Origin of the sequence: Streptomyces sp. JB150, assembly GCF_011193355.1 — a bacterium.
GTDB lineage: Bacteria > Actinomycetota > Actinomycetes > Streptomycetales > Streptomycetaceae > Streptomyces.
Map to the genome: position 1 here is coordinate 3,295,413 of NZ_CP049780.1, position 23,180 is coordinate 3,318,592.

Consider the following 23,180-nt stretch of genomic DNA (forward strand, 5'->3'; position numbering starts at 1 on the left):
GCGGGCCGCGGGAGACGCGGGGACGGCCGTCGCAAGGGCACGGAAGGGGGTCCAGACGGCGGCCGTCGCACGCGGTGAGCGGGCGGAGAGTCCTGCACCGCTCCGGCACCCGACGCTACGCCCGGTGCGCGGGGACCGCCACGCGAGCTGCGCTAGCCTGACGCGCGCATGCCAACGGCATGTCGCTCTCTCACGACGCTGTCTCCGCACACGGGGGTCTTTACATGAAGCTTCGCCATGTCCGCGCGGTCGCCGTCCTCGTCGGCGTGGTCGTCGCGCTGACCGGCGCCCGCCACTCCGGCGGCGGCGGCTGCGACAGCTCCGGCTCCTCGGGTTCCTCCGGTTCGTCCGGCTCGTCGGGCGGCAGCGGCCACTACGACGATGACGACTCCGGGTCCGGCTACGACTCGGGCCATGACTCCGGCTACGACACGGGCGCCACGTCCGGCGGCGAGACGAGCGGCGGCGACGCCTCCGCGGACGCCTCGCGGGACGTGCGCATCGACAGCTGCGTCCACGAAGCCGGCCGCGGCATCGTCGCCCGGGTCAGCGCCGCCAACCCCAGCTCGACGCTCACCTACTCCTACGAGTTCATCGTCACCGTCAAGGACCCCGCGGGCACGGTGCTGCGCACCAGCGACACGACGATCCCGTACGTCGCCCCCGGCGACACCGAGACCCTCGACGTGGCCGCCTCCTACGTCCCGGCGGACGGCGGCGACGGCAGCGGCGGCGGCCGCTGCGAGCTGGACGACGTGCGGCGTACGGCGGTGTGACCCGCGGGCGCGCACGCGCCCCGGACACACGTCGGCCGCGACGGCTCCCCCTCCGCGCCGCCGCGGCCGATCCCCCCGTGTGTCAGCCTCAGACCGGCTCGTCCGTGGCGTGGATGTTGCCGTTGGTGGTGTCGCCCGCGCCGTCCTCGGCGAGGCCCTTGAGCGGCTCGCTCGTGGCGTGGATGTTCTTCACGGTGACGGGCTCACCGGTGGCGTGGATGTTGCCGTTGGTGGTGTCGGCGGTGGGCTCGCCGGTCGCGTGGATGTTCTCGGTGCTGTTCTCGCTCATGTGACTGGCTCCCCTGCGGTGTTCTGCGTTCGTGGGACGGGGGCCGCCCGGCAGTCCCCCCGCGGACTGCCGGGCCGGCCCCCGTCGGGCCGGTAGACCCTGAAGGTCCGGCCGCGCGGCCGTTGTGTTCGCCTCCCCCCGGCGACGGCTCGACACGATCGAGAGTGCCGGACGGCGATAAACGAACGATGAACGCCGCCGCGGGTACGCCGCGCCGACCGCGGCTCAGGCGACGGCCGCCGGGGTCAGCAGGTCCCTGACCTCGTCCGCCTCCGGCGCGCCCAGGGTCTCGAAGATGTGCAGCGCCTCCCGCCAGCAGACCTGGCCCCGGTCCCGCTGCCCGACCGCGTTCAGGGCCCGGCCGAGCACGACGAGGACGTTGCCGCGCCGCCATTCGCCTCCGATGCCCCGCAGGACGGTCAGCGCCATCTCGGCGCTCGCCGCGGCCTGCGCGGCGCGTCCGCCCGCGAGGTCGACCTCGGCGAGACGGAACAGCGACATGCCCTCCCACAGCCGCTGCCGGCTGTCCCGGAACACGGACAGGGCCTCCGTCAGCCGTGCCGTGGCCTCCGGCAGCCGGCCGCTCTGGGTGAGGGCGAGACCGAGGGCGTAGCGGCCGTTGGCCCCCTTGAGGGCGTGGCCCATCGCGTCGTACATCCGCGTGCCCCGCTCGGCCAGGGACACGGCGCTGCCGGTGCGCCCGGTGGCCAGGTGGATGCGGGAGAGGTTGCACAGGGCGCTGGCTTCCCCGGGGCGGTCCTGGCAGGCGCGGAAGCCCTCGATCGCGCGGGTGAGGTGGGCCTCGCCGTCCTCGTACCGGTTCTGGTAGAGCGCGATCACCCCGCGGGTGTTGGCCGCCCAGCAGCCGGTCAGCGGGTCGTCCCCGGCGCTCAGCCCGGCGGCCGCCTCGGCGGCCTGGTCGGCTATGTCGAAGCGGCCGGTGATGTGGTGGACGTAGGCCAGCATGATCAGGGCCCGCGCCTGGGCGTGCGGGTCGCCGGCCCGCTGCGCCGCGTCGCGCAGGGCGGAGGCGACGCCCTCGTACTCCCTGGCGTTGGAGCCGGACTCGGCGAGGTCGACCGACGCCCACAGCGCGTCGACCGCGCGCCGCAGGAACGCGGGGCGGGTGGACTGGCGTACGCAGGCGAGCAGGGACACCGCCTCGGCGTACAGCCAGTCCTGAGCCTCGTGCCGGTGCGCGAAGGTCAGCCCCGGATAGTCGGTGGCCTCCAGGTGGTCCACCAGCCGGTCCCCGGGCCGTTCGATCGCGTACACGCCCGCCGCCGTCGCCAGGTAGAAGTCCAGCAGCCGTGACAGGGCCGCCTCCCGCTCGCTCGGGGGCTCCTCGTCGCGTTCGGCGCAGGCGCGGGCGTAGAGGCGGACGAGGTCGTGGAAGCGGTAGCGGCCGGGGGCGGCGGATTCCAGCAGGGAGGTGTCGACGAGGGACTCCAGCAGGTCCTCCGTCTCCTCCACCGGGAGGTCCAGCACCGCCGCGGCCGCCGGCAGGGAGATGTCCGGCCCGTCGGCGAGGCCGAGCAGGCGGAAGGCGCGGGCCTGGGCGGGCTCCAGCTGGCCGTAGCCGAGTTCGAAGGTGGCCTTCACGGCGAGGTCGCCGGCCTGGAGTTCGTCGAGGCGGCGGCGTTCGTCGGCGAGCTTCGCCGCGAGCACGGACACCGTCCAGGTGCGGCGGGCGGCCAGGCGGGAGGCGGCGATGCGGATGGCCAGGGGCAGGAAGCCGCAGGCGGCGACGACGTCCAGGGCGGCCTCGCGCTCGGAGCCGACCCGCTCCTCGCCGACGATCCTCGTGAACAGGGCCAGGGCCTCGTCGGGGGACATGACGTCCAGGTCGACCAGGTGGGCGCCCGCGAGGTCCACCATCCGCACCCGCGACGTGACCAGCGCCGCGCACCCTGAGGTGCCCGGCAGCAGGGGCCGTACCTGTGCCGCGTCCTTGGCGTTGTCCAGGAGCACGAGGACCCGGCGGCCGTCGAGGACCGACCGGTACAGCGCCGCCCGCTCCTCCAGGGAGTCCGGGATCGCCGAGTCGGCCGTGCCGAGGGCGCGCAGGAAGGAGCCGAGGACCGTCTCGGGTTCGGCCGCGCGCTGGCCGGCGCCCTGCAGGTCGACGTACAACTGGCCGTCGGGGAAGGCGGAGCGGGCCTGGTGGGCGACGTGGACGGCGAGGGTCGTCTTGCCGACGCCGCCGATGCCCGCGAGCGCCGACACGGCCATCACCCCGGTCTCCGAGGAGGCCAGCACCTCGCTCAGCTCGGCGACGAAGGCGGCGCGTCCGGTGAAGTCGGGGACCGTCGCCGGGAGTTGCGCCGGGCGGACGGGGACGACCGCCTGCTCGGCGACCGGGGCGGACGGTTCCGCGAGGCCGGGGTCCGCGCGGAGGATGCGCTGCTGGAGTTCGCGCAGGCCGGGGCGGGGGTCCACGCCCAGTTCGTCGGCGAGCAGCCGTCTGGTGTCCGCGTAGACGGCCAGCGCCTCCGCCTGGCGTCCGCTCCGGTAGAGCGCGAGCATCAGCAGCTCCCGCAGGCGTTCCCGCAGCGGGTGCGCGGCGGTCAGGGCGGTGAGTTCCGACACCGCCTCCGCGTGGCAGCCCTGCTCCAGGTCCATGTCGAGGCGGGACTCGAGGAGCCGCAGCCGCCACTCCTCCAGGCGCACCCGCTGGGCCTCCGCGTACGGCCCCGGCACTCCGGCCAGCGTCTCGCCGTCCCACAGGGCGAGCGCCCGGTTCAGCGTCGCGCGGGCGTGGCACAGGTCTCCGGACCCCTTGGCCTTCTCCGCCTCGGCCGCCAGTTCCTGGGCGGTGGCGAGGTCCAGCGCGCCCTCGCCCAGGCCGCGGACGGCGTACCCGCCGGACTCGCTGACGAGCACGCCGGCGCCGAGCGCCTTGCGCAGCCGGGAGGCGTAGGTGCGGACCGCCGCGAGGGCCTGCGAGGGCGGTTCCTCGCCCCACAGCGCGTCGATCAGCTCGGCGGCCGTCGCGGTACGGCCCTCGCGCAGCAACAGGGCGGCCAGCAGGGCGCGTTGCTGGGGCGAGCCGGTGTTCAGCGGTTCGTCGCCGCGCCAGGCGCGCACCGGCCCGAGCACGCCGAAGCGCAGCGCCGCCGGTTCCACCGGGTCCGCACGCCTCTGCGCCGGCACTCGCGGTACCCCGTCCATCCGCCGTCCCCCTAGGCCCCTGTCCATCCTGAGCAACCCTGTCAGTCTGCCTTGTTCATGGCGGATGCGTCAGCCGGGCGAGAGGCCGATCACAGCGCGTTCACGGCGGCTCGGGGCCGCTGTCAGGGCGGTTGGGTGACCGTGCGGCGGTCCGGCGGTGGCGGGTTCACTCATCCCTCACCTGTCCTTCGCGTCACCGCCGCAGTGAGGGCCCGTCAGGTCGGTGCGTATCGTCAGCAGGGCCCCGCTCCGGCGACGGCGACAGCGACGACGACAAGGGCAGGGCTTACGGCAGTGAACTCATGGACGCGTGACGGGTCGTGCTCCCGCGGCGGGGCGGCGGGCGTGGCCGCGGCCGGCGCCGCCCTGCTGCTCCTGTCCGCCTGCGGCGGGGGCGGTGGTGAGCCCACCGACCACCCCACGGACGACCCCACGGTCACGGCGTCCGTGGGCGAGCGGTTCGCCCTCACCGTGGAGCAGAACCATTCGACCCGCTCGCACTGGTACCTCGCCGCCCCGAAGCCGGACGGCTCGGTCGTCCGCCTGCGGGGCCGGGAGAGCGAGACGACGCGGGACACCGGCGGCGAGGTGGCTCCGGGCGCGAGCAGCCGCCTCACCTTCACCTTCGAGGCGACCGGCGAGGGCAGCACCGAGATCGTGCTCCTGCACTGCACGTTCTCCAGCACCTGCGACACGGGCGACGGGAGCCCCGCACCCGCCCCCGCCCCGGCCGCGGGCGGAACCGAGCCGACCGAGCCGGAGCGGGTCACCTACCGGGTCACGGTGAGCTGAGCCCCGCCCCCTGCGCCCCCTCCGCCCGTCACCGCGCCGCCCCGAGACTCCCGATGCCGACCAGTCGGTATGGACAGGCGGGCGCTCTCCCGGTAGAGATGGGTCATGCGTATCGCCGTGACCATCTTCCTCACCGACGAGACCATCACCCCGACCCGCCTCGCGCGTGAGCTGGAGCAGCGCGGCTTCGCCGGGCTGTATCTCCCCGAGCACACCCACATCCCCGTCGAGCAGACCACTCCGTACCCGGCGGGCGGCGAACTGCCGCGCGAGTACGGCCGTACCCTCGACCCGTTCGTCGCGCTCGGCCAGGCCGCCGCCGTCACCGAACGCCTCGGCCTGGGCACCGGCATCACGCTCGTCGCCCAGCACGACCCGATCGACCTGGCCAAGCAGATCGCCACCGTCGACCATCTCTCCGGTGGCCGGTTCACCCTCGGTCTCGGCTTCGGCTGGAACGTGGAGGAGGCCGCCGACCACGGCGTCGAGTGGCGCACCCGCCGCAAGCTGGTGCGGGACCGGATGGCGCTGATGCGGGCTCTGTGGTCCGACGAACCCACGGCGTACGAGGGGGAGTTCGGGTCCGTGCGGGCCAGCCACGCCCACCCCAAGCCGGTGCAGAAGCCGCGCGGCCCGGTCGTCGGCCCGCGCACCCTCATCGGCGGCGCCGCCGGGCCGAAACTCTTCGCTCACATCTGCGAGTACGCCGACGGGTGGCTCCCCATCGGCGGCGGCGGCCTGTCCACCTCCCTGCCGGCGCTGCGCGCCGCCTGGGCCGACGCCGGCCGCGACCCCGCCGCCCTCCAGGTCGTGCCGTACGCCGTCCGTCCCACCCCCGGCAAGCTCGCGCACTTCGCGGAACTCGGCATCGAGGAGGCGGTGGTGCAGTTGCCTCCGGCGGACGAGGCGGAGGTACTGCGCGCGCTGGACGCGTACGCCGAGTACGTGTGAGCGGAGGCCGCCACGGCGGGCCCGGCCCGGCCCCCTGGCCCGCGAGCCCACCGGGACGCCCGCGGGCACGGCAGCCCCACCGGCCCGCCCGCGCGGGGCACCACAGCCTCACCTGCCCGCCCGCGCGGGACACCACAGCCCCACCAGTCCACCCGCACCGGCCACCGGGCACCCCCAGCCCACCCGCGCGGGCACCACAGCCCCACCAGCCCGCCCCGCGCCGGGCACCGCCCACCCCCGGCCCGCCCCCCAACCCCCGTCCGACCGGCGGAGCCTTAGGCTCGAAGGATGACGACTTCCGCGTCCCCCGGAACCGGCCCCACCGAGAACTCCCTGCGCCGCGCCCTCAAACGCGCACGGGACGGCGTCGCCCTGGACGTCTCCGAGGCGGCGGTTCTGCTCCAGGCCCGCGGCGAGCACCTCCAGGACCTGGCCGCCTCGGCCGCCCGCGTGCGCGACGCGGGCCTGGAGGCGGCGGGCCGCCCCGGCGTCATCACCTACTCCAAGAGCGTCTTCATCCCGCTGACCCGGCTGTGCCGGGACAAGTGCCACTACTGCACGTTCGCCACCGTCCCCGGCAAGCTGCGCCGCGCCGGGCACGGGATGTTCATGTCCCCCGACGAGGTCCTGGACATCGCCCGCAAGGGCGCCGCCCTCGGCTGCAAGGAAGCCCTGATCACGCTCGGCGACAAGCCGGAGGACCGCTGGCCCGAGGCCCGCGAGTGGCTGGACGCGCACGGCTACGACGACACGATCGCCTACGTCCGGGCCGTCTCCATCCGCATCCTGGAGGAGACCGGGCTGCTGCCCCATCTCAACCCGGGCGTGATGACCTGGACGGACTTCCAGCGGCTGAAGCCCGTGTCGCCCTCCATGGGCATGATGCTGGAGACCACCGCGACCCGCCTGTGGTCGGAGCCGGGCGGCCCGCACTACGGCTCCCCCGACAAGGAGCCCGCCGTCCGCCTGCGGGTGCTGGAGGACGCGGGCCGTTCCTCGGTGCCGTTCACGAGCGGTCTGCTGATCGGCATCGGCGAGACGTACGAGGAGCGCGCACAGTCGCTGTTCGCGCTGCGGAAGGTGGCGCGCGCCTACCACGGCATCCAGGAACTGATCATCCAGAACTTCCGCGCCAAGCCGGACACCGCGATGCGCGGCATGCCCGACGCGGAACTCGACGACCTGGTCGCCACGGTCGCGGTCGCCCGCCACATCATGGGCCCGAGCGCCTGCCTCCAGGCCCCGCCGAACCTGGTCGACGGCGAGTACGAGCGGCTGATCGGCGCGGGCATCGACGACTGGGGCGGGGTCTCCCCGCTCACCATCGACCACGTCAACCCCGAGCGCCCCTGGCCGCAGATCGAGCGGCTGGCGGAGCACTCCCGCAACGCCGGCTTCGAGCTGCGCGAACGCCTGTGTGTGTACCCGGAGTTCGTCCGGCGCGGCGAGCCGTGGCTGGACCCGCGCCTGCTGCCGCACGTCCGCGCGCTCGCCGACCCGGAGACGGGCCTGGCCCGGCCGGACGCGCTGCCCGAGGGGCTGCCCTGGCAGGAGCCGGAGGAGGTCTTCACCGCGACGGGCCGCACCGACCTGCACCACTCGATCGACACCGAGGGCCGTACGTCGGACCGCCGCGACGACTTCGACGTGGTGTACGGCGACTGGGAGGCCCTGCGGGAGGCGGCGGCGCCCGGGATGGCTCCCGAGCGCATCGACACCGACGTACGCCAGGCGCTGCGCGTCGCCGCCGACGACCCGACGAGGCTGACCGACGCGGAGGCGCTGGCCCTGCTGCACGCGGACGGTGCGGCGCTGGACGCGCTGTGCCGGGTCGCGGACGACGTGCGCAAGTCGGCGGTGGGGGACGACGTGACGTACATCGTCACGCGGAACATCAACTTCACCAACGTCTGCTATACGGGCTGCCGTTTCTGCGCGTTCGCCCAGCGCAGGACGGACGCCGACGCCTACACCCTCTCGCTGGACCAGGTCGCCGACCGCGCCCAGCAGGCGTGGGAGGTGGGCGCGGTGGAGGTCTGCATGCAGGGCGGCATCCACCCGGACCTGCCGGGCACGGCGTACTTCGACATCGCGCGGGCGGTGAAGTCCCGCGTCCCCGGCATCCATGTGCACGCGTTCTCGCCGATGGAGGTGGTGAACGGCGCGACCCGCACCGGCATGTCGGTACGGGAGTGGCTGAGCGCGGCCAAGGAGGCGGGCCTGGACTCCATTCCGGGCACGGCGGCGGAGATCCTGGACGACGAGGTCCGCTGGGTCCTGACCAAGGGCAAGCTGCCGACGGCGACGTGGATCGAGGTCGTGACGACGGCCCACGAGCTGGGCATCCGCTCCTCCTCGACGATGATGTACGGCCACGTCGACCAGCCCCGCCACTGGCTGGGCCACTTCCGCACGCTGGCCTCGATCCAGCAACGCACCGGCGGCTTCACGGAGTTCGTGACGCTTCCCTTCATCCACACCAACGCCCCCGTCTACCTGGCGGGCATCGCCCGGCCCGGCCCGACGATGCGGGACAACCGCGCGGTGACCGCGATGGCCAGGCTGCTGCTGCACCCCTGGATCCCGAACATCCAGACCAGCTGGGTGAAGCTGGGCACCGAGGGCGCGGCGGAGATGCTGCGCTCGGGCGCGAACGACCTGGGCGGCACGCTGATGGAGGAGACGATCTCCCGTATGGCGGGCTCCTCCTACGGTTCGTACAAGTCGGTCAGGGAGCTGGTCGCGGTCGCGGAGGCGGCGGGCCGCCCGGCCAGGCCGCGCACCACGCTGTACGGCGAGGTCCCGGAGGAACGGCGCCGCGCGGCGGAGGCCTCCGACGGCCACCTGCCGGAGCTGCTGCCGGTCCTGGAGTGATCCAGCGGGCACGGGCGGCCCGCCTCCCCCGCAGTAGGATGATCCGACCCTCGGTGTCGCCCGGCACCGGGGCCGGATCGTTGAGGAGATGCGTGCCCGTGCCTGCCCGACGGCTTCCCTCGTGGGCCTGGGTGACCGGCCTGACCACCGGGGCGATCGCGGCGGTCGCCGTCCTGGCGGTCCAGGCCACCCACGGCACCCGTCCGGTCGCGACGGCGGCGTCCCCGTCGCCGTCCGCGTCGGCGGAGACGGCCGCCAAGCCCCGCCCCACCGCGAAGCCCCCGACCGCGGTTCCCTCCGGCTCCGGCACCGGCCGCCGTATCGTCTACTCCCTGTCCCGGGACCGCGTCTGGCTGATCGACGCGAGCGACAGCGCCCGCCGCACGTTCCCGGTCTGGCCGGGCACGATCGACCCCGACCCGGGCACCTACACGGTCGGCACCCGCTCCGAACCCGTCACCACGGGCTCCGACGGCGTCCGCATCCAGCACATCGTCTACTTCGCCGCCAAGTCGGGCGTGAACATCGCCTTCTCCCACGCCCTGGACGGCTCCTCCCCACCCCCCGCCCCCTCCGGCACCCAGACCGGCGGCATCCGCACGAACAAGCCGGACGGCACGGCCCTGTGGACGTTCGCGACGACGGGGACGCCGGTACGGGTGGTGAAGTAAGCGGCGGCAGGTCGCCGGTCAGGTGATCCACCTCGGTCTCCTCGGCTCTCAGGGATGCATCCGCGCCCCCTTGAGCACCTTGTCCACCGCGTTGCGCGGGCCGTACACGGCGAGGCCCACCAGGTCCAGGTGGTCCTTCGGGACGGCGCGGACGGCGGCGCGGTTGTCGTGGTCGTTGCCGGTGGTGAAGAGGTCGGAGGTGAAGACGGCGCGGGGCAGGGCGCGGGAGAGGGCCCGGCCGTGGGCGGCGGTCAGGGCTTCCTTCGAGCCCTCCATGACCAGCACGGGCTGGCGGAACATCGGCAGGTAGGGGGTGCCGTCGGCGTCGGCGTACGGCTCGCCGATCACCTCGGGGATCTCCGTGCCGAGCCCGCTGACCAGGAACGCGGTCACGTTGAGCCGCTGCCAGGGGGCGAGGTCGTCGCGCAGCAGGACGGCGATCTTGGTGTCGAAGCGTACGGGCGTGCTCTCGGTGGTCTCGGTGCTCATGCCCCGAGCCTGCCGGTCCGGCCGCGCGGCGGTCTTGTACGTTCCTTGCATGGTCGGTCGGCCGGAGATCACGGCGTGGCGCCCGCGCGTGCCGGGTGTCGTGGAGGTCTTCCACGCCCGCTTCACCGAGCACGCCTACCCCATGCACGTCCACGACGTGTGGACGCTGCTGATCGTCGACGACGGCGCGGTGCGCTACGACCTGGGCCGCCGGGAGCACGGCACCCCGCACGACACGGTCTCCCTGCTGCCGCCCCAGGTACCGCACAACGGCGAGCCCGCCACCGCGCACGGCTTCCGCAAGCGGGTGCTCTACCTGGACCTGTCCCAGCTGGACGAGACGTTCATCGGCCCGGCGGCGGACGCCCCGGACATGGCCGATCCGCTGCTGCGCCGGCGGGTGGGCCAGCTGCACGCGGCGCTCGCGCGGCCGGGCGAGGAGCTGGAGGCGGAGAGCCGGCTGACGCTGATCACCGAGCGCCTGCGCGGCACCCTCCGCCCGCGCCTGGCGGCAGCCGCCCCGCCGCCGGTGCGGGGCGTGGCCCACGACCTTCGCGACCTGCTGGACGAGCGCCTGCGCACCGGGGTGACCCTGAACGAGGCGGCGGAGCTGGTCCACGCCCATCCCGCGCACCTGGTCCGCTCCTTCAGCGCGGCGTACGGCATCGCACCGCACCAGTACCTGACGGCCCGCCGGGTGGACCGCGCCCGGCGCCTGCTGCTGGACGGGCGCCGCCCGGCGGAGGTGGCGGCCGAGGTGGGCTTCCACGACCAGGCCCACCTCACCCGCCACTTCAAGCGCCTGGTGGGCACGACACCGGGCCGCTACGCGTCCCGCTCGGCGCCGGGCAGGTGATTGACGACGAGGACCACGCCGCTGAGCAGGAAGATCCGGGTGGCGGCGTCGAGTCCGTTCCAGTCCCCGGACTGCCACATGGCGAACCACTCGCCGCCGATGCCGATGAACCCGGCGCCGAACAGCAGCATGACCATCAGCAGCCCGTAGGTGGACAGGCGCCTGCCCTGGATCCGCTGCCCGCGGGCCCAGAACCAGGTCCCGGCGATCAGCACCAGCGCGGACAGCGTCTCCCAGACGATGATCGCGACGTACGCCGCGTTCTGCAGCCCTTCGCTGGTGATGGCCCGCCACATCAGGTCCTCGTCCTTGAACGTCGTGTCCATGGCGAGCACATGCTGGACGAACGCCTGGTTCGTCCCGAAGTCCGTGATGTTTCCGATGGCGACCAGCGTCATGTACAGCGCGACGGTCCCGGTGAGCAGCGTGGCGGCGAGCGAGAGGGGGCCGCGTGAGTTTGTGGTGGACATGGCGTCATCTTGCCCGGCGGGCCGGCGTGGTCCACAGGGATTGAGTCAAACACCGGCCGGGGCGCCGGGCGGGGCGGTGGCGCGGCCGGCGGTCAGGCCCTCGGATACCTGGCCAGCCACGCGGGCGAGGCGGCCGCCGGGCTGTGCAGCGCGGGCCCCTGGGTCATCTCCATCGCGAAGTCGTCGGCGAGTTCGAGGATCGTGGGCCGGCCCTCCAGCTCGGCGAGCCAGGCCGGGGGGAGGGCGGTCTCGCCGTGGAGGGCGCCGAGGAGACCGCCCGTGAGGGCGGCGGTGGCGGCGGAGGGGCCGCCGTGGTTGGCGGCGAGGCGGAGTCCGTGGCGTACGTCCTCTCCCACCAGGGAGCAGTAGACGGCGGCCGACACCACCCCGTCGGCGCCGCCGTCCCCGGCCAGCTCCTCCACCCTGCCGGGGGTCGGCATCCCCTGCCGTACGGCCCCCAGCGCCCGCTGCAACGCGTCCGACACCGGCTCGTGCCCCGGCCGCGCCGCCAGCATCGCCCGCGCCCGCTGCACGGCACCGTCGGGACTCTCGCCGCGGGCCAGCGCGTGCACGACGACGGCGTAGGCGCCCGCGGCCAGGCAGGCGGTCGGATGCCCGTGGCTCTGCACCGCGCACTCCACCGCCAGCTGGATCACCAGCTGCGGCTCCCAGCCGACGAGCAGCCCGAACGGCGCGGAACGGGCCGCCGCCTCCGGCCCGGTCTCACCGGGGTTCTTGGGCGCGTCCAGGGTGCCCATCTTCTCGTCGCCGAAGCCGATCAGCAGCGAGCGGGCCGGCCCCCGCCGGGCGTACAGCCACTCCTCGCGGGCCAGCCACCCGTCGTCCTCGCGCCGCTCGTCCGGCCCCCAGTCCCGCTGCGTGGCCGCCCAGCGCAGATACGCCCGGTGCAGGTCCGTCGGCGGATGCCAGGCGCCGGTGTCGCGGCGGACCTGGGCGCGTATCAGCCCGTCCACGCTGAAGAGGGTGAGCTGGGTGAGGTGCGTGACGGCACCGCGCCGCCCGTACGCGGGCACGAGGTCCACGACGCCCTGCGGCCCGTACGCCGCCCGGATCTCCTCGAGCGCCATCCCGTCGACCGGTGCCCCCAGCGCGTCCCCGACGGCCACGCCCAGCAGGGTGCCCCGCACCCGGCTCCGGAAGTCCTGCTGCTCGGCCCGCCCCCAGACAGGCCCGGCTGTCGCCCCCACCCAGACCTCCCGGAGAACCGTCCGCCGTCCGCTCGTACGACGCCAGCACTGTAATCGAACGGGAACGGTCGGTTCAGGGCGCGATTCGGCGGCTTTCGTCATACGCGGCGCGGTGCGATCTCGGCCCATACGGTCTTGGCGCCCGGCGGTGCCTCCACCACGCCCCAGCGGGCCGCGCACGCCGCCACGATACGCAGCCCTCTGCCGGTCTCCGGGAGGTCACCCACCGGATCCGGGACGCGCGGGATCCGGTCACCCCGGGCGTCGGTCAACTCGATACGCAGGGTGCCGTCGGGGCGGAGACGCAGACGCAGGCGGAAGTCCCGCCCCGGGACGCGGCCATGGAGTACGGCGTTGGCGGCCAGCTCGGCCACCACCTGCGCGGCGTCCTCGTACGGCTCGCCCCAGTCGTCGAGTTGGCGTTCCGTGAGAAGTCGGGCGAGACGGGCGCCCCTCCTGGTGGCCGAGAGCTGCACGGCGAATTCGTGGTTCACGTCACCCAGCGTGGCCACACGCCCCTACGCTGAACAGTGACCAAGTCGGCACAGAAAGTGACTGTACGAGCGCCCGGGGGCGCCGTACGGCTGGTACGTCAGGAGGGGAAGGCGTGGAGGACGAGGAGGCCGAGGCCGTACTCAGGATGGTCGGCCGGCAGATCAAGGCGTGGCGGGAACAGGCGGGCCTGAAGCAGGCGGAGTTGGCTGCGGCGATCGGGTACGGCGAGGAGATGGTCTCCTCGGTGGAGCGCGCGCGGCGGATCCCGCGGCCCGAGTTCCTGGACAAGGCGGACGAGGTGCTGGGGGCGGGCGGAAAGCTGGCCGCGTTCAAGGAGGACGTGGAGCGGGCTCGGTACCCGAAGAAGGTCCGGGATCTGGCGAAGTTGGAGGGGGAGGCGGTCGAACTCGGAGCGTACGACAACCAGCAGATTCACGGCCTCTTGAAGACTCCGGAGTACGCGCACGCGCTCTACGCGATGCGGCGCCCCGCATACACGGAGGACGAGATCGAGCGACACGTCGCCGCGCGCATGGCACGTAAGACCGTGTTCGAGCGCGTCCCCCGTCCTCAACTCAGTTTCGTCCAGGAAGAGGTGACTCTGAGGCGGCCCATCGGGGGCAGAATGGTGCTGCGCCGACAGCTCGAACACCTGTTGGAGATCAGCAAGTTGCGGCATGTCTCGGTCCAGGTGATGCCCACCGATTGCGAGGACCACGCGGGCATGGCGGGACCCTTGCGGCTGCTGAAGCTCCAGACCGGCAAGACGCTCGGGCACTGGGAAGCTCAGCTGTACAGCCGAGTGATCAGCGACCCGAAAGAGGCCCAGATCCTGGAGATCCGCTATGGCATGATCCGGGCGCAGGCGCTCACGCCCCAAGAGTCGCTGGCATTCATCGAGAAAGTACTGGAGTGGGAGACATGACCGCCCTTGAGTGGGTCAAGAGCAGCTACAGCAGCAACGACGGCCCCGACTGCGTCGAGGTCGCCATAGCCCCCGCCCGCACCTCCGTCCACGTACGCGACTCCAAGGACACCTCCGGCCCCCAGCTCGCCCTCACCCCGGAGGCCTGGGGCGCCTTCCTGTCCGGCGTCCGCGAGTGACCACCCGCCGCAAGTCCACCAACCCCCCTCATCCGTGATCGATCCGCAACCAATTCCGGTCTTGACCGAGACCCATCAACCGGACATGTGATTACGCTCCCCCACATGCCCGACCCCACCGCCCCCGCGCACAACGCCTCCGCGCACGACGCCTCGGCAGACGACGCCGCCACACCCGAGGCCCCGCCCGCCCCCGACCGCCGCCCGGTGTACGTCATCGGCGGCGGCCCCGGGGGCCTCGCCGCCGCGTACGCGCTGCGCGCGCGGGGCATCGAGGCCGTGGTCCTGGAGAAGGCCGACCACGTCGGCGCCTCCTGGCGGCGCCACTACGACCGGCTCCGGCTGCACACCACCCGCCGGCTGTCCAGCCTGCCGGGCCTGCCGATGCCGCGCCGCTTCGGCCGCTGGGTCTCCCGCGACAACGTGGTGCGGTATCTGGAGAAGTACGCCGAACACCACCGGCTGGACGTCGTCACCGGCGTGGAGGTGTCCCGGATCGAGCGCTCCCCGGACGGCACCGGCTGGCTGCTGCACGCCACCGGCGGACGGCAGCTGACCGGCGCCGCGGTCGTCGTCGCCACCGGCCACAACCACACCCCGCGCGTCCCGGACTGGCCGGGTCTCGCCGGCTACACGGGCGACTTCCGCCACGCCCGCGACTACCGCGACCCCGCGCCCTACGCCGGCCGTGACGTCCTCGTCGTCGGCGTCGGCAACACCGGCGCCGAGATCGCCGTCGATCTGGTGGAGGGCGGGGCCGCGCGGGTACGGCTGGCCGTGCGCACCGCCCCGCACATCGTGCGCCGCTCCACCGCCGGCTGGGCCGCCCAGTACAACGGCATCCTCATCCGCCGCCTCCCGGTCCGCCTGGTCGACGCGCTGGCCCGCCCGCTGGCCCGGCTCAGCGTGCCCGACCTGTCGGCGTACGGCCTGCCCCGCCCGGCCACCGGCCTGTACAGCCGGGCCCGCGCGGGCGCGATCCCGGTGCAGGACGTCGGGCTGATCGACGCGGTCCGCCGGGGCCGGGTCGAGATCGTCGCCGCGGTGGAGTCCTTCGACGGCGACGAGGTCGTCCTCGCCGACGGCGACCGCATCGGGCCGGACGCGGTGATCGCGGCCACCGGGTACGTGCGCGCGCTGGAGGGTCTGGTCGGGCATCTCGGGGTGCTCGACGCGCGCGGCAGACCGGTCGTCCACGGCGCGCGGACGCCGCGCCAGGCGCCGGGGCTGTTCTTCACCGGGTTCACCAATCCCCTCAGCGGCATGCTGCGGGAGCTGGCGATCGACGCGGAGAGGATCGCGAAGGCGGTCGCCCGGGGCTTCGGCGAGCGGGCGGCACGCCTGCCCCGGTGACCGTCCCGGCCCCGGGCCCCTCCGCGCTCCACGGCGCCCTGGGCTCCGAGCCCGTCCCGCGCCCAGCGCGGCGGGCCCGCCCGCCGCGGCCGGGTCAGTCCCGTTCGAGGACGCGCAGCGCCGGGGCGTCCGGGTCACCGGCCGTCGCGAACAGCTCCGGCTCCCGCGCCGTACCGCCGGCCGACCAGAACAGTTCCTCGCCGCAGCCGTCGCCGAGGACGACGGACACGCCGTCCCGGCCGTCCCGGTGACCGGCCCGCCAGGTGCCGGTGCGGGTGCCCTCGCACGTGGCGAAGTCCCAGCCGTCCGGGGCCGTCACCGGCGCGTCCGTCGCCTCGGCCCGCCCGCCGGGCAGCAGCCGCAGCACCGCCCCGTCCGCGCCGCGCCACACCCCGGTCAGCCGGGCGGCGGACAGCTTCGGCGGCTCGTACTCCCGCACCAGCCCGGTGGCCGTGGCCAGCAGCCCGCCCAGCAGCGTCAGCACGCACAGACCCACGCAGGTCAGGGCGGAGGCGAGGCCCAGGCCCAGGCACCCCCACGACCGCCCGGTGCGCTCCGCCCGCCGCCGGACGAACCCGCACCACAGCACGGGCCAGACCGCGGACGCCGCGAGGACCGGCGCCGTCGTGACGAACGGCCGGCCGAGCAGCAGCGCGGCCGGCGCCGCCCACAGCGCGGCCACGACCGTCGTCCCCAGCAGCCGCCACACCCACCGCGGCCGGCCGGGGAAGCGGCGCGCGAGGGGCAGGGCGAGCGTCCAGCCGGGCACGAGATGGACGAGCGCGTGGACCAGGCCGAGCACCGGCAGCACCAGCGGGAGGAAGAGGCACAGGCAGGCGAAGCCGAGCGCGCCCCCGTAGCCGCTTCCGTAGTCGTCCTCGGCGAAGCTGCCGATCCACCACACCAGGAACGCCACCGGAAGCTGCGCCGCACACGCGTAGGCCGCGGCCTCCAGGTCCCGGCGTATCTCTCCCCACCCCATACGCCGGAGCGTACGCCCCGCCTTTCTCACGCCCCCGAGGCGTATCCCCGTACAACCCCACAGGTCTCCTGGGTGTCCAGTACATGACCGGACGGCCAACCGCCCGGTCCCGTCCTTCCTGCCCCACCAAGGAGACCCCGTGCGTCAGCACACCCGCCGCGCCGCGGCCGTCGCGACCGCCGTCGCGCTCGCCGCCGCCGTGCCCGCAGTCCTCGCCCCCACGGCTCACGCGGCCGAGGCCGCGCCCGACCTGTCGGTCTCGACCCTGTCGAGCCTGCCCTTCGAGCCCGGCGACGTGTACGAGGACACGGTCACCCTCACCAATCACGGCACGGCTCCCGCGGACGGCGTCTCCTTCCAGGTCCGGCTGACCCGCGGCCTGGACTTCCCGGAGCCCGTCAAGGGCTGCACGTACACCACGGACGAGCAGTCGGTGCGCACGGCGCTGTGCGAGCTGGACACGGTCATCCAGCCCGGCGCGACCTTCACCACCCCCGTCCGCTTCAAGGCGCTGCCGCACGCGCTGATGGAGGCCGTCGAGTACGGCACCTCCCGCACCGGCGAGGCCCCGAGCGGCGGGTTCGACCAGGCCTACCAGCGCCTGGCGATGACCGCCGGCAGCTCGGCCGACGTCGTCGCGGTCGGCGACCGGGCCGAGGCCGCCCCCGGCGAGACGGTCACCGTGCGGGCCACCCTGCGCAACGACGGCCCCGGCTGGGTCCAGGACCAGGTGAGCGACAACCTGCCCGGCCTCGTGGTGCGCGTCCCGGCGGGCACGGTCGCCGTCGAGGTCCCCGCCGACTGCTCGACGTTCGGCGTCGACGGCCCGAGCGGCCCCGCCAAGCCCGGCAAGTCCGCGTACGTGTGCCGGCCGGCGGACGCCTCCCTCGACGTCGACGAGACGCACACCTGGGCCTTCTCGCTGAAGGTGAAGGAGGGCGCGAAGGACACCAAGGGCGAGGTGCGGGCCAGTTCGGTCTACGACATCACGCCCAAGTACGACAAGAAGCTCGCCAACAACACCGCCTACCTGCGCGTCGACGTGACCGGGGACGACGACTCCGGCACCTCGGGCGGCTCGGGCTCCGCCGGCGGCTCCGCGGGCGCTTCCGGCGGCGGCTCCACGAACGGGTCCACCAGCGGCTCCACGGGCGGCAACGACCCGGACGGCCAGTCCACGGGCGGCACGGGCACAGCGGGCTCGACCGGCACCACGGGCTCGGCGGGAACCGGCGGCTCCGCCACCGGAACGTCCGGCACGACGGGCGGCGGCACGGGCGGCAACCTGGCGGCCACCGGCTCCGACGGCACCCCGCTCCTCGCGGGCGCCGCGGCCGCCGCGGCGGCGGTCGGCGGACTGCTGGTCCTGGCCGTACGCCGCCGCCGGGCGGGCGCGCAGTCCTCCTGACACCCGCCGGTTCGCGCGCCCGACGGTCCGGGGCGCCCGCGCTCAGGCCGCCGCGAGCGACGCGGCGGCCGGGGCCGGGCGGCGCCGGATCACCAGCGCCATCAGCGCCGCCGCCGCGCACAGCGCCCCGGAGGCGTACCAGACGACGTCGTAGCTGCCGAACACGTCGCGGGCGACGCCGCCGAGGAAGGCGACCAGGGCGGCACCGACCTGGTGCGAGGCCAGCACCCAGCCGAAGACGATCGCGCTGTCGTCGCCGTAGTGCTCGCGGCACAGGGCGACGGTGGGCGGGACGGTGGCGACCCAGTCCAGGCCGTAGAAGACGATGAAGAAGATCATCGGCGGGTGCACGGACGGCGCCAGCAGCATCGGCAGGAACAGCAGGGAGACCCCGCGCAGGGCGTAGTAGACCGCGAGCAGCCGGCGCGCGTCGAAGCGGTCGGTGAACCAGCCCGAGGCGATCGTGCCGACGACGTCGAAGACACCGATGACCGCGAGCAGCGAGGCGGCGGCGGTGACGGGCATGCCGTGGTCGTGGGCGGCGGGCACGAAGTGGGTCTGGACCAGGCCGTTGGTGGAGGCCCCGCAGATCGCGAAGGTGCCGGCCAGCAGCCAGAACGGTCCGGTCCTGGCCGCCCGGAACAGGACGGTGACCGCGCGGCGCGCGGCGCCCGGCACCGGCGCGGGCTTCGGCACGAACTCCTTCGCGCCGTACGGCTTGAGACCCACGTCGGCCGGGTGGTCGCGCAGCAGCAGCCAGACGAACGGGACGACGACGAGGGCGGCGAGGGCGACGGTCACGGCGGCCGGGCGCCACTGGTGCCGCTCGACGATCCAGGACAATAGCGGCAGGAAGATCAGCTGTCCGGAGGCGGACGCGGCGGTGAGGATGCCCGTCACCAGTCCGCGCCGCTCGGTGAACCAGCGGTTGGTGACCGTCGCCGCGAACGCCAGCGCCATCGAGCCGCTGCCCAGGCCGACCAGCAGACCCCAGCACAGCAGCAGCTGCCAGGCCGCCGTCATCCACACGGTGAGCCCCGCGCCCAGTGCGATCACCACGAGCGCGCACGCGACGACCCGCCGGATGCCGAAGCGGTCCATCAGCGCCGCCGCGAACGGCGCGGTGAGACCGTAGAGGGCGAGGTTGACGGAGACGGCCGCGCCGATGGTGCCGCGCGACCAGCCGTACTCCTGGTGCAGCGGGTCGATGAGCAGGCCCGGCAGCGAGCGGAAGGCGGCGGCGCCGATGATCGTCACGAAGGTGACGGCGGCGACGAACCAGGCGCGGTGGATCCGGCGGCGGGTACGGGCGGGACGCGGTCCCTTCCGGGCGTGGGCGACGACGGTCGCATCGGTTGTCTGGGTCACGTCATAGAGCTTCCGGTCCGGTCACGCCGCGAACGAGTGGCCCGAGGGACAGCATTCGTTAGGATCGGGCCATGAGCCCTGAGCCGAGCCGTGGACCGCGCCCTGAGCCGAGCCGTGGACCGGGCGGGGAGCCGGACCGCGTACCGGGCCGTGAGCCAGCCGACGCCGACGGCTTCCGTCCGCACCGCGTCGTCGTCCTCGCCCTCGACGGGCTCCTCCCCTTCGAACTGGGCATCCCGCACCGCATCTTCGGCCGCCCCAAGGACGCGCGGGGGCGGCGCCTCTACGAGGTCGTCACCTGCTCGGTGCGCCCGCCGGGCCCGGTGGAGACGGACGCGGACTTCGCCATCCACGTCGCCCACGGCCCGGAGGCCCTGGCCACCGCCGACACCGTGATCGTCCCGGCGTCGTACGAACTCGGCCCGGTCCACGAGGAGGGCGTGCTCACCGAGGAGCTGGCCGCCGCCCTCGGCCGCATCCGGCCGGGCACCCGGCTCGCCTCCATCTGCACCGGCGTGTACGTCCTGGCCGCCGCCGGCTACCTCGACGGCCGCCCGGCGACCACCCACTGGGCCGACGCCGAACGCCTCCAGCGGATGTTCCCCAAGGTGAAGGTCGACGCGGACGTGCTGTTCATCGACGACGGCGACGTGCTGACCTCCGCCGGGGTCGCGGCCGGCATCGACCTGTGCCTGCACATCGTGCGCCGCGACCACGGCACGGCCGTCGCCAACGACGTGGCCCGGCGCACGGTCGTCCCGCCGCACCGCGACGGCGGTCAGGCCCAGTACATCCAGCGCCCGGTGCCCGACCCGCAGCAGGCCACCACGACCACCGCCCGCGCCTGGGCGCTCGGCCGCCTCCACGAGCCGATCCAGCTGCGGGACATGGCCGAGCAGGAGGCCATGTCGGTACGCACCTTCACCCGCCGCTTCCGCGAGGAGACCGGGGTCAGCCCCGGCCAGTGGCTCACCCAGCAGCGCGTCGAACGCGCGCGGTACCTGCTGGAGTCCACCGACCTCTCGGTCGACCAGGTGGCCCGCGACGCCGGCTTCGGCACCGCCCAGTCCATGCGCCAGCACCTGCAGGCCGCCCTGGGCGTCACCCCCACCGCCTACCGCCGGACCTTCCGGGCGTCGGCCGCAGCGGCGGCCGGGGGCCCGGGCCGTCCCGGAGACGCGGGAGGCACGCGAGACCCGGGAAGCGCGCGAGGAACCCGCGGTGTCCAGAGCACCGGCACCGGCTGAGACACCGGAGGCACCCAGGGGCACCCACCCCGAGCCCGGACGCGTCGAAAAGTTGTCCACAGGCTGTGGAGAAGAAGTCGCCGGGCGTCCCCGCCACCGGCGCTGCCGGAACCGTCCCCCCTGCAGTCCGGTTGGCGGCGCGAGCGCGCGCCCCGAGCACGGCACCCCGCGCCGCCATCCGGCCCGGCGCACTCTCCCCCGCTCCTCCCCAGGAGCGGAGGCCCCCCACCGGTTCCCCGAGGCCCTGAGGGAACCGACGCCGGTTCACGACCCACACTCGTCGAGGATTTCCGTCACCGGAGCCCTCGTCGTCCCCTCGCGGCGAATCGCTGACCACAAGCGTGATCAAACGGACACGGCCCGTCAACACCCGCCGAGAGATTTGCTACTTACGTCCGTTTTGGTGGAGGCGCGCACGGAAGCACATCCCGGCGCACCGCCCAACGGCCCGGCCCGGTCCGCCGGATCACCGTGCACCCGTGCCCCCGCGTGAGATCACACGGCCTCGTACGCCAGCCCCTCGCACGCCCCGTACATCGCCGTGCCGCCCGCGGGGCGGCCCGCCGCGGCCGGGCGCGTGGCGTCACGGCGGTCCAGCTCGCACCAGATGCGCTTGCCGGTGCCCTCCCGGCTCCAGCCCCAGCGGTCGGCGAGCCCGTCGACGAGCGCGAGGCCCCGGCCGCCGGTGTCGTCGCCGTCGGCCCAGCGCGGCACCGGCGCGCGGGTGCTGCGGTCGGTGACCTCCAGGCGGACGGTCGCCTCGCCGGCGGCGGCCTGGGGCAGACAGAGCCGCAGGACGGCCGGACAGCCGGTGTGCACCACGGCGTTGGTGACCAGTTCCGAGACGATCAGGACGAGCGTCTCGGCCAGCGGTTCGTCGGCCGCTATCGCGGACCCGGCGAGCCGCGCGCGTGCCCACCTCCGGGCTCGCCCCACTTCAGCGGGGTCGGGCCGGATCTCCAGCTGCACTTGAAGCACCTGCACCGCTCACACCATCCGAACCGATGGACACCGAGGCTCGCGCCTCACGAGGGCCACGATCGTAGCCATTTTCCGCATGACCAGAACAACGACCAGAGCAAGGATCACAGAACGTGAATTCCTTGCAGAACAGCTTCGTTGACGTACCGTCACCCCAACAAGCGCTTCGGGCATATTCCCGCGCGAAGGAGTACCCGTGCGGCATACTGTGCGACCCTCGTCGCACCGAGTCGAACAGGCGGAATGCGGCGCGTCGCCCACAAGGTACAGGAGCGGCGGCCCGACCCCCGGACGCGTCAACTGCCGCGCGCAGCACCTCTCGTCATCGACGCTCCGTGACCATGGCGTGCCACGATCCGTGACATCGCCGGATACGGAACCGGACCGTCCTCCACGGTTCCGACAACAGCGCAGCCCAGCGCCGTTCGGCCCACACCGCACGGCAGTTCGCCCGCGAACGGCGCTCACTCTCCGTGCGCCCTTCCGCACGCTGAGCGCGCGCCCAGGCACGTTTCAGCAGCCGGCACGCCTCCGCCTCCCAGGTGAATCCCGTTCGGGCGTGGACCGGGGAGGCGGTGACGACGGCGGGCGGCCCGTCCCCGCGCGGAGGGCGGCGACGGGGCGGCGGCTAGTCGGGAACGGTGAAGTAGCGCGCGAAGGCCGGTACGACGTCCGCCTCGCCGACCGTGCCGTCCCCGTCGGCGTCCAGCGCGGCGGCGGCCGCGCGGGCGCGCTCCCCGGGCACGCCGAGCGCGGTCAGCACGCGGGTGACGTTCTCGACGGTCGCGGCGCCGTCCCCGTCCGTGTCGGCGATGTCGAGGGCGGCGTGCAGGAAGGGCCGGGCGATCTCGGCGAACCGCTCCGGGTTGTCCCGCAGCCGCTTCACCGCGCCGTTGACGAACTCCTCGCGTGTGATGCGCTGGTCACCGTCGCGGTCCGCTATCCCGGCCATGCCCTGCCAGAACGCCTCCGCGCCGCCGTACAGCGCCTGCCCCTTGTCGGACCGGGCCGCCGTACCGAACTCCGCGAGGACGGCCTTGGCCGCCGCGCTGAAGTCCTCACGGTCGATGGAGCCGTTGCCGTCCAGGTCGAAAGTGGCGAACCGGGCGGCGATCCCGCGCTCGTACTCGCTGCTGACCATCTCTTCTCAGGCCGCCTTACTTCACGTGGGGTGCGTCTCGCTCGGAGCGTACGACGCCACCGTCGCCGGGGGAGCGGGAAAACGACGCTTGTACCAAGACTGCGGGAATTCCGGGACAACACCGTGGCACGGACGTGCCGGTGGGGACTACGCGGAGAGCGGTTCGGTGTCCTCGGTCACGGCGGCCGTGAGGTCCCCGTACACGTCGAACAGCCGGCGCACGCCCAAGGCGCCCAATACACGGTTGACATGGGAGCCGTCGACCGCGCCTTCGGCGGGGAGTATCAGCCGCAACCGGCCCTGGCAGGAGCGCAGCAGGCGACGCGCGGCGATCAGCACACCGACGCCGCTGGAGTCGCAGAAGAACACCTCGGAGAGGTCCAGGACGAGCCGGTGGCGGCCCTCGGCCACCACATCGTGGACCCGCTGACGCAGCACCGGCGACGTCACCAGGTCCAGCTCGCCCGACACATGGAGCACGGCCCACTCGCCCCGCTCGTCACCGGTCACATTGAACGCCACCACCAAGCCCTTCGTTCGCCGGAACGTCCCGG

22 protein-coding genes are annotated in these 23,180 nt (G+C 74.0%); 11 read left to right on the plus strand and 11 right to left on the minus strand.

Translation table 11 applies throughout. The features are described 5' to 3' along the window. Positions 1-224 precede the first annotated feature (224 nt). The gene (locus tag G7Z13_RS15420; RefSeq protein WP_165999754.1) at positions 225-776 is read left to right on the plus strand and encodes a hypothetical protein; all 552 of its coding nucleotides are present in this window, start codon (positions 225-227) and stop codon (positions 774-776) included. Positions 777-864: 88 nt separating this feature from the next. Here G7Z13_RS15420 and G7Z13_RS15425 read toward each other — a convergent pair whose 3' ends face one another. Then, a complete protein-coding gene (locus G7Z13_RS15425) occupies positions 865-1,065 on the minus strand; it encodes a hypothetical protein (RefSeq protein WP_165994888.1) in 201 nt (66 codons plus the stop codon). A gap of 225 nt (positions 1,066-1,290) precedes the next feature. Next, positions 1,291-4,236, minus strand: coding sequence for a BTAD domain-containing putative transcriptional regulator (locus G7Z13_RS15430; RefSeq protein ID WP_165999756.1), 2,946 nt, complete (start codon positions 4,234-4,236; stop codon positions 1,291-1,293). Positions 4,237-4,581: 345 nt separating this feature from the next. On the opposite strand from G7Z13_RS15430, the gene G7Z13_RS15440 reads away from it, so the two are divergent. From G7Z13_RS15440 to G7Z13_RS15455, 4 genes are all read left to right on the plus strand, one after another. Continuing rightward, entirely contained in the window at positions 4,582-5,028 is a 447-nt protein-coding gene (locus G7Z13_RS15440; RefSeq protein WP_165999758.1) for a protease inhibitor I42 family protein, read from the plus strand. A 105-nt stretch (positions 5,029-5,133) separates the two neighbouring features. Beyond that, entirely contained in the window at positions 5,134-5,979 is an 846-nt protein-coding gene (locus G7Z13_RS15445) for an LLM class F420-dependent oxidoreductase (protein ID WP_165999760.1), read from the plus strand. Positions 5,980-6,267: 288 nt separating this feature from the next. Further along, positions 6,268-8,853 carry a bifunctional FO biosynthesis protein CofGH gene (locus G7Z13_RS15450; protein WP_165999762.1) on the plus strand — a complete coding sequence of 862 codons (2,586 nt, stop codon included), beginning with the start codon at positions 6,268-6,270 and terminating at the stop codon, positions 8,851-8,853. A 98-nt stretch (positions 8,854-8,951) separates the two neighbouring features. Next, positions 8,952-9,524 carry a hypothetical protein gene (locus G7Z13_RS15455; RefSeq protein WP_206313078.1) on the plus strand — a complete coding sequence of 191 codons (573 nt, stop codon included), beginning with the start codon at positions 8,952-8,954 and terminating at the stop codon, positions 9,522-9,524. A 48-nt stretch (positions 9,525-9,572) separates the two neighbouring features. Here the strand turns inward: G7Z13_RS15455 and G7Z13_RS15460 are convergent, their stop codons facing one another. Next, positions 9,573-10,013, minus strand: coding sequence for a DUF2000 domain-containing protein (locus G7Z13_RS15460; protein WP_165999766.1), 441 nt, complete (start codon positions 10,011-10,013; stop codon positions 9,573-9,575). Positions 10,014-10,062: 49 nt separating this feature from the next. Between G7Z13_RS15460 and G7Z13_RS15465 the strand changes: the two genes are divergently transcribed. Beyond that, positions 10,063-10,869, plus strand: coding sequence for an AraC family transcriptional regulator (locus tag G7Z13_RS15465; RefSeq protein WP_165999768.1), 807 nt, complete (start codon positions 10,063-10,065; stop codon positions 10,867-10,869). Here the strand turns inward: G7Z13_RS15465 and G7Z13_RS15470 are convergent. From G7Z13_RS15470 to G7Z13_RS15480, 3 genes are all read right to left on the minus strand, one after another. Then, positions 10,839-11,339 (minus strand): DUF2165 domain-containing protein, encoded by a 501-nt coding sequence (locus G7Z13_RS15470; protein ID WP_165999771.1) that lies wholly within the window; start codon positions 11,337-11,339, stop codon positions 10,839-10,841. The genes G7Z13_RS15465 and G7Z13_RS15470 overlap by 31 nt on opposite strands. Positions 11,340-11,431: 92 nt before the next feature. Beyond that, complete coding sequence (locus G7Z13_RS15475; RefSeq protein WP_165999774.1) at positions 11,432-12,547, minus strand: ADP-ribosylglycohydrolase family protein; 1,116 nt, start codon at positions 12,545-12,547, stop codon at positions 11,432-11,434. A gap of 98 nt (positions 12,548-12,645) precedes the next feature. Beyond that, complete coding sequence (locus G7Z13_RS15480; RefSeq protein WP_240926223.1) at positions 12,646-13,041, minus strand: ATP-binding protein; 396 nt, start codon at positions 13,039-13,041, stop codon at positions 12,646-12,648. Between the two features lie 113 nt (positions 13,042-13,154). Here G7Z13_RS15480 and G7Z13_RS15485 point away from each other — a divergent pair, with 113 nt between their 5' ends. The 3 genes from G7Z13_RS15485 (at position 13,155) to G7Z13_RS15495 (ending at position 15,499) form a co-directional block, all read left to right on the plus strand. Next, the gene (locus G7Z13_RS15485; protein ID WP_240926224.1) at positions 13,155-13,967 is read left to right on the plus strand and encodes a helix-turn-helix transcriptional regulator; all 813 of its coding nucleotides are present in this window, start codon (positions 13,155-13,157) and stop codon (positions 13,965-13,967) included. Further along, positions 13,964-14,146 carry a DUF397 domain-containing protein gene (locus G7Z13_RS15490; protein WP_165999776.1) on the plus strand — a complete coding sequence of 61 codons (183 nt, stop codon included), beginning with the start codon at positions 13,964-13,966 and terminating at the stop codon, positions 14,144-14,146. Before G7Z13_RS15485 ends, G7Z13_RS15490 begins: the two co-directional genes overlap by 4 nt. 105 nt (positions 14,147-14,251) lie before the next feature. Further along, positions 14,252-15,499, plus strand: a complete 1,248-nt coding sequence (locus tag G7Z13_RS15495; RefSeq protein WP_165999778.1) for an NAD(P)/FAD-dependent oxidoreductase — start codon at positions 14,252-14,254, stop codon at positions 15,497-15,499. A 94-nt stretch (positions 15,500-15,593) separates the two neighbouring features. Here the strand turns inward: G7Z13_RS15495 and G7Z13_RS15500 are convergent, their stop codons facing one another. After that, entirely contained in the window at positions 15,594-16,481 is an 888-nt protein-coding gene (locus tag G7Z13_RS15500; protein ID WP_165999780.1) for a hypothetical protein, read from the minus strand. A 139-nt stretch (positions 16,482-16,620) separates the two neighbouring features. On the opposite strand from G7Z13_RS15500, the gene G7Z13_RS15505 reads away from it, so the two are divergent. Beyond that, the gene (locus tag G7Z13_RS15505; protein ID WP_165999781.1) at positions 16,621-17,889 is read left to right on the plus strand and encodes an LPXTG cell wall anchor domain-containing protein; all 1,269 of its coding nucleotides are present in this window, start codon (positions 16,621-16,623) and stop codon (positions 17,887-17,889) included. A gap of 42 nt (positions 17,890-17,931) precedes the next feature. Here G7Z13_RS15505 and G7Z13_RS15510 read toward each other — a convergent pair whose 3' ends face one another. Further along, positions 17,932-19,257, minus strand: coding sequence for an MFS transporter (locus tag G7Z13_RS15510; protein WP_165999783.1), 1,326 nt, complete (start codon positions 19,255-19,257; stop codon positions 17,932-17,934). Positions 19,258-19,328: 71 nt separating this feature from the next. Between G7Z13_RS15510 and G7Z13_RS15515 the strand changes: the two genes are divergently transcribed. Continuing rightward, positions 19,329-20,504 carry a helix-turn-helix domain-containing protein gene (locus G7Z13_RS15515; RefSeq protein WP_240926225.1) on the plus strand — a complete coding sequence of 392 codons (1,176 nt, stop codon included), beginning with the start codon at positions 19,329-19,331 and terminating at the stop codon, positions 20,502-20,504. A gap of 495 nt (positions 20,505-20,999) precedes the next feature. Here the strand turns inward: G7Z13_RS15515 and G7Z13_RS15520 are convergent, their stop codons facing one another. The 3 genes from G7Z13_RS15520 to G7Z13_RS15530 form a co-directional block, all read right to left on the minus strand. Continuing rightward, the gene (locus tag G7Z13_RS15520) at positions 21,000-21,473 is read right to left on the minus strand and encodes an ATP-binding protein (RefSeq protein WP_166004984.1); all 474 of its coding nucleotides are present in this window, start codon (positions 21,471-21,473) and stop codon (positions 21,000-21,002) included. A 640-nt stretch (positions 21,474-22,113) separates the two neighbouring features. Further along, positions 22,114-22,626, minus strand: a complete 513-nt coding sequence (locus tag G7Z13_RS15525; RefSeq protein ID WP_165999785.1) for an EF-hand domain-containing protein — start codon at positions 22,624-22,626, stop codon at positions 22,114-22,116. 147 nt (positions 22,627-22,773) lie between these two features. Continuing rightward, entirely contained in the window at positions 22,774-23,154 is a 381-nt protein-coding gene (locus tag G7Z13_RS15530) for an STAS domain-containing protein (RefSeq protein ID WP_165999787.1), read from the minus strand. Positions 23,155-23,180 lie beyond the last annotated feature (26 nt).

Coding starts and splice junctions, on each gene's coding strand:
- G7Z13_RS15420 (WP_165999754.1), top strand. CDS start 225: ATGAAGCTTCGCCATGTCCGCGCGGTCGCCGTCCTCGTCGGCGTGGTC.
- G7Z13_RS15425 (WP_165994888.1), bottom strand. CDS start 1,065: ATGAGCGAGAACAGCACCGAGAACATCCACGCGACCGGCGAGCCCACC.
- G7Z13_RS15430 (WP_165999756.1), bottom strand. CDS start 4,236: ATGGACGGGGTACCGCGAGTGCCGGCGCAGAGGCGTGCGGACCCGGTG.
- G7Z13_RS15445 (WP_165999760.1), top strand. CDS start 5,134: ATGCGTATCGCCGTGACCATCTTCCTCACCGACGAGACCATCACCCCG.
- G7Z13_RS15450 (WP_165999762.1), top strand. CDS start 6,268: ATGACGACTTCCGCGTCCCCCGGAACCGGCCCCACCGAGAACTCCCTG.
- G7Z13_RS15460 (WP_165999766.1), bottom strand. CDS start 10,013: ATGAGCACCGAGACCACCGAGAGCACGCCCGTACGCTTCGACACCAAG.
- G7Z13_RS15465 (WP_165999768.1), top strand. CDS start 10,063: ATGGTCGGTCGGCCGGAGATCACGGCGTGGCGCCCGCGCGTGCCGGGT.
- G7Z13_RS15470 (WP_165999771.1), bottom strand. CDS start 11,339: ATGTCCACCACAAACTCACGCGGCCCCCTCTCGCTCGCCGCCACGCTG.
- G7Z13_RS15490 (WP_165999776.1), top strand. CDS start 13,964: ATGACCGCCCTTGAGTGGGTCAAGAGCAGCTACAGCAGCAACGACGGC.
- G7Z13_RS15495 (WP_165999778.1), top strand. CDS start 14,252: ATGCCCGACCCCACCGCCCCCGCGCACAACGCCTCCGCGCACGACGCC.
- G7Z13_RS15500 (WP_165999780.1), bottom strand. CDS start 16,481: ATGGGGTGGGGAGAGATACGCCGGGACCTGGAGGCCGCGGCCTACGCG.
- G7Z13_RS15515 (WP_240926225.1), top strand. CDS start 19,329: ATGAGCCCTGAGCCGAGCCGTGGACCGCGCCCTGAGCCGAGCCGTGGA.
- G7Z13_RS15525 (WP_165999785.1), bottom strand. CDS start 22,626: ATGGTCAGCAGCGAGTACGAGCGCGGGATCGCCGCCCGGTTCGCCACT.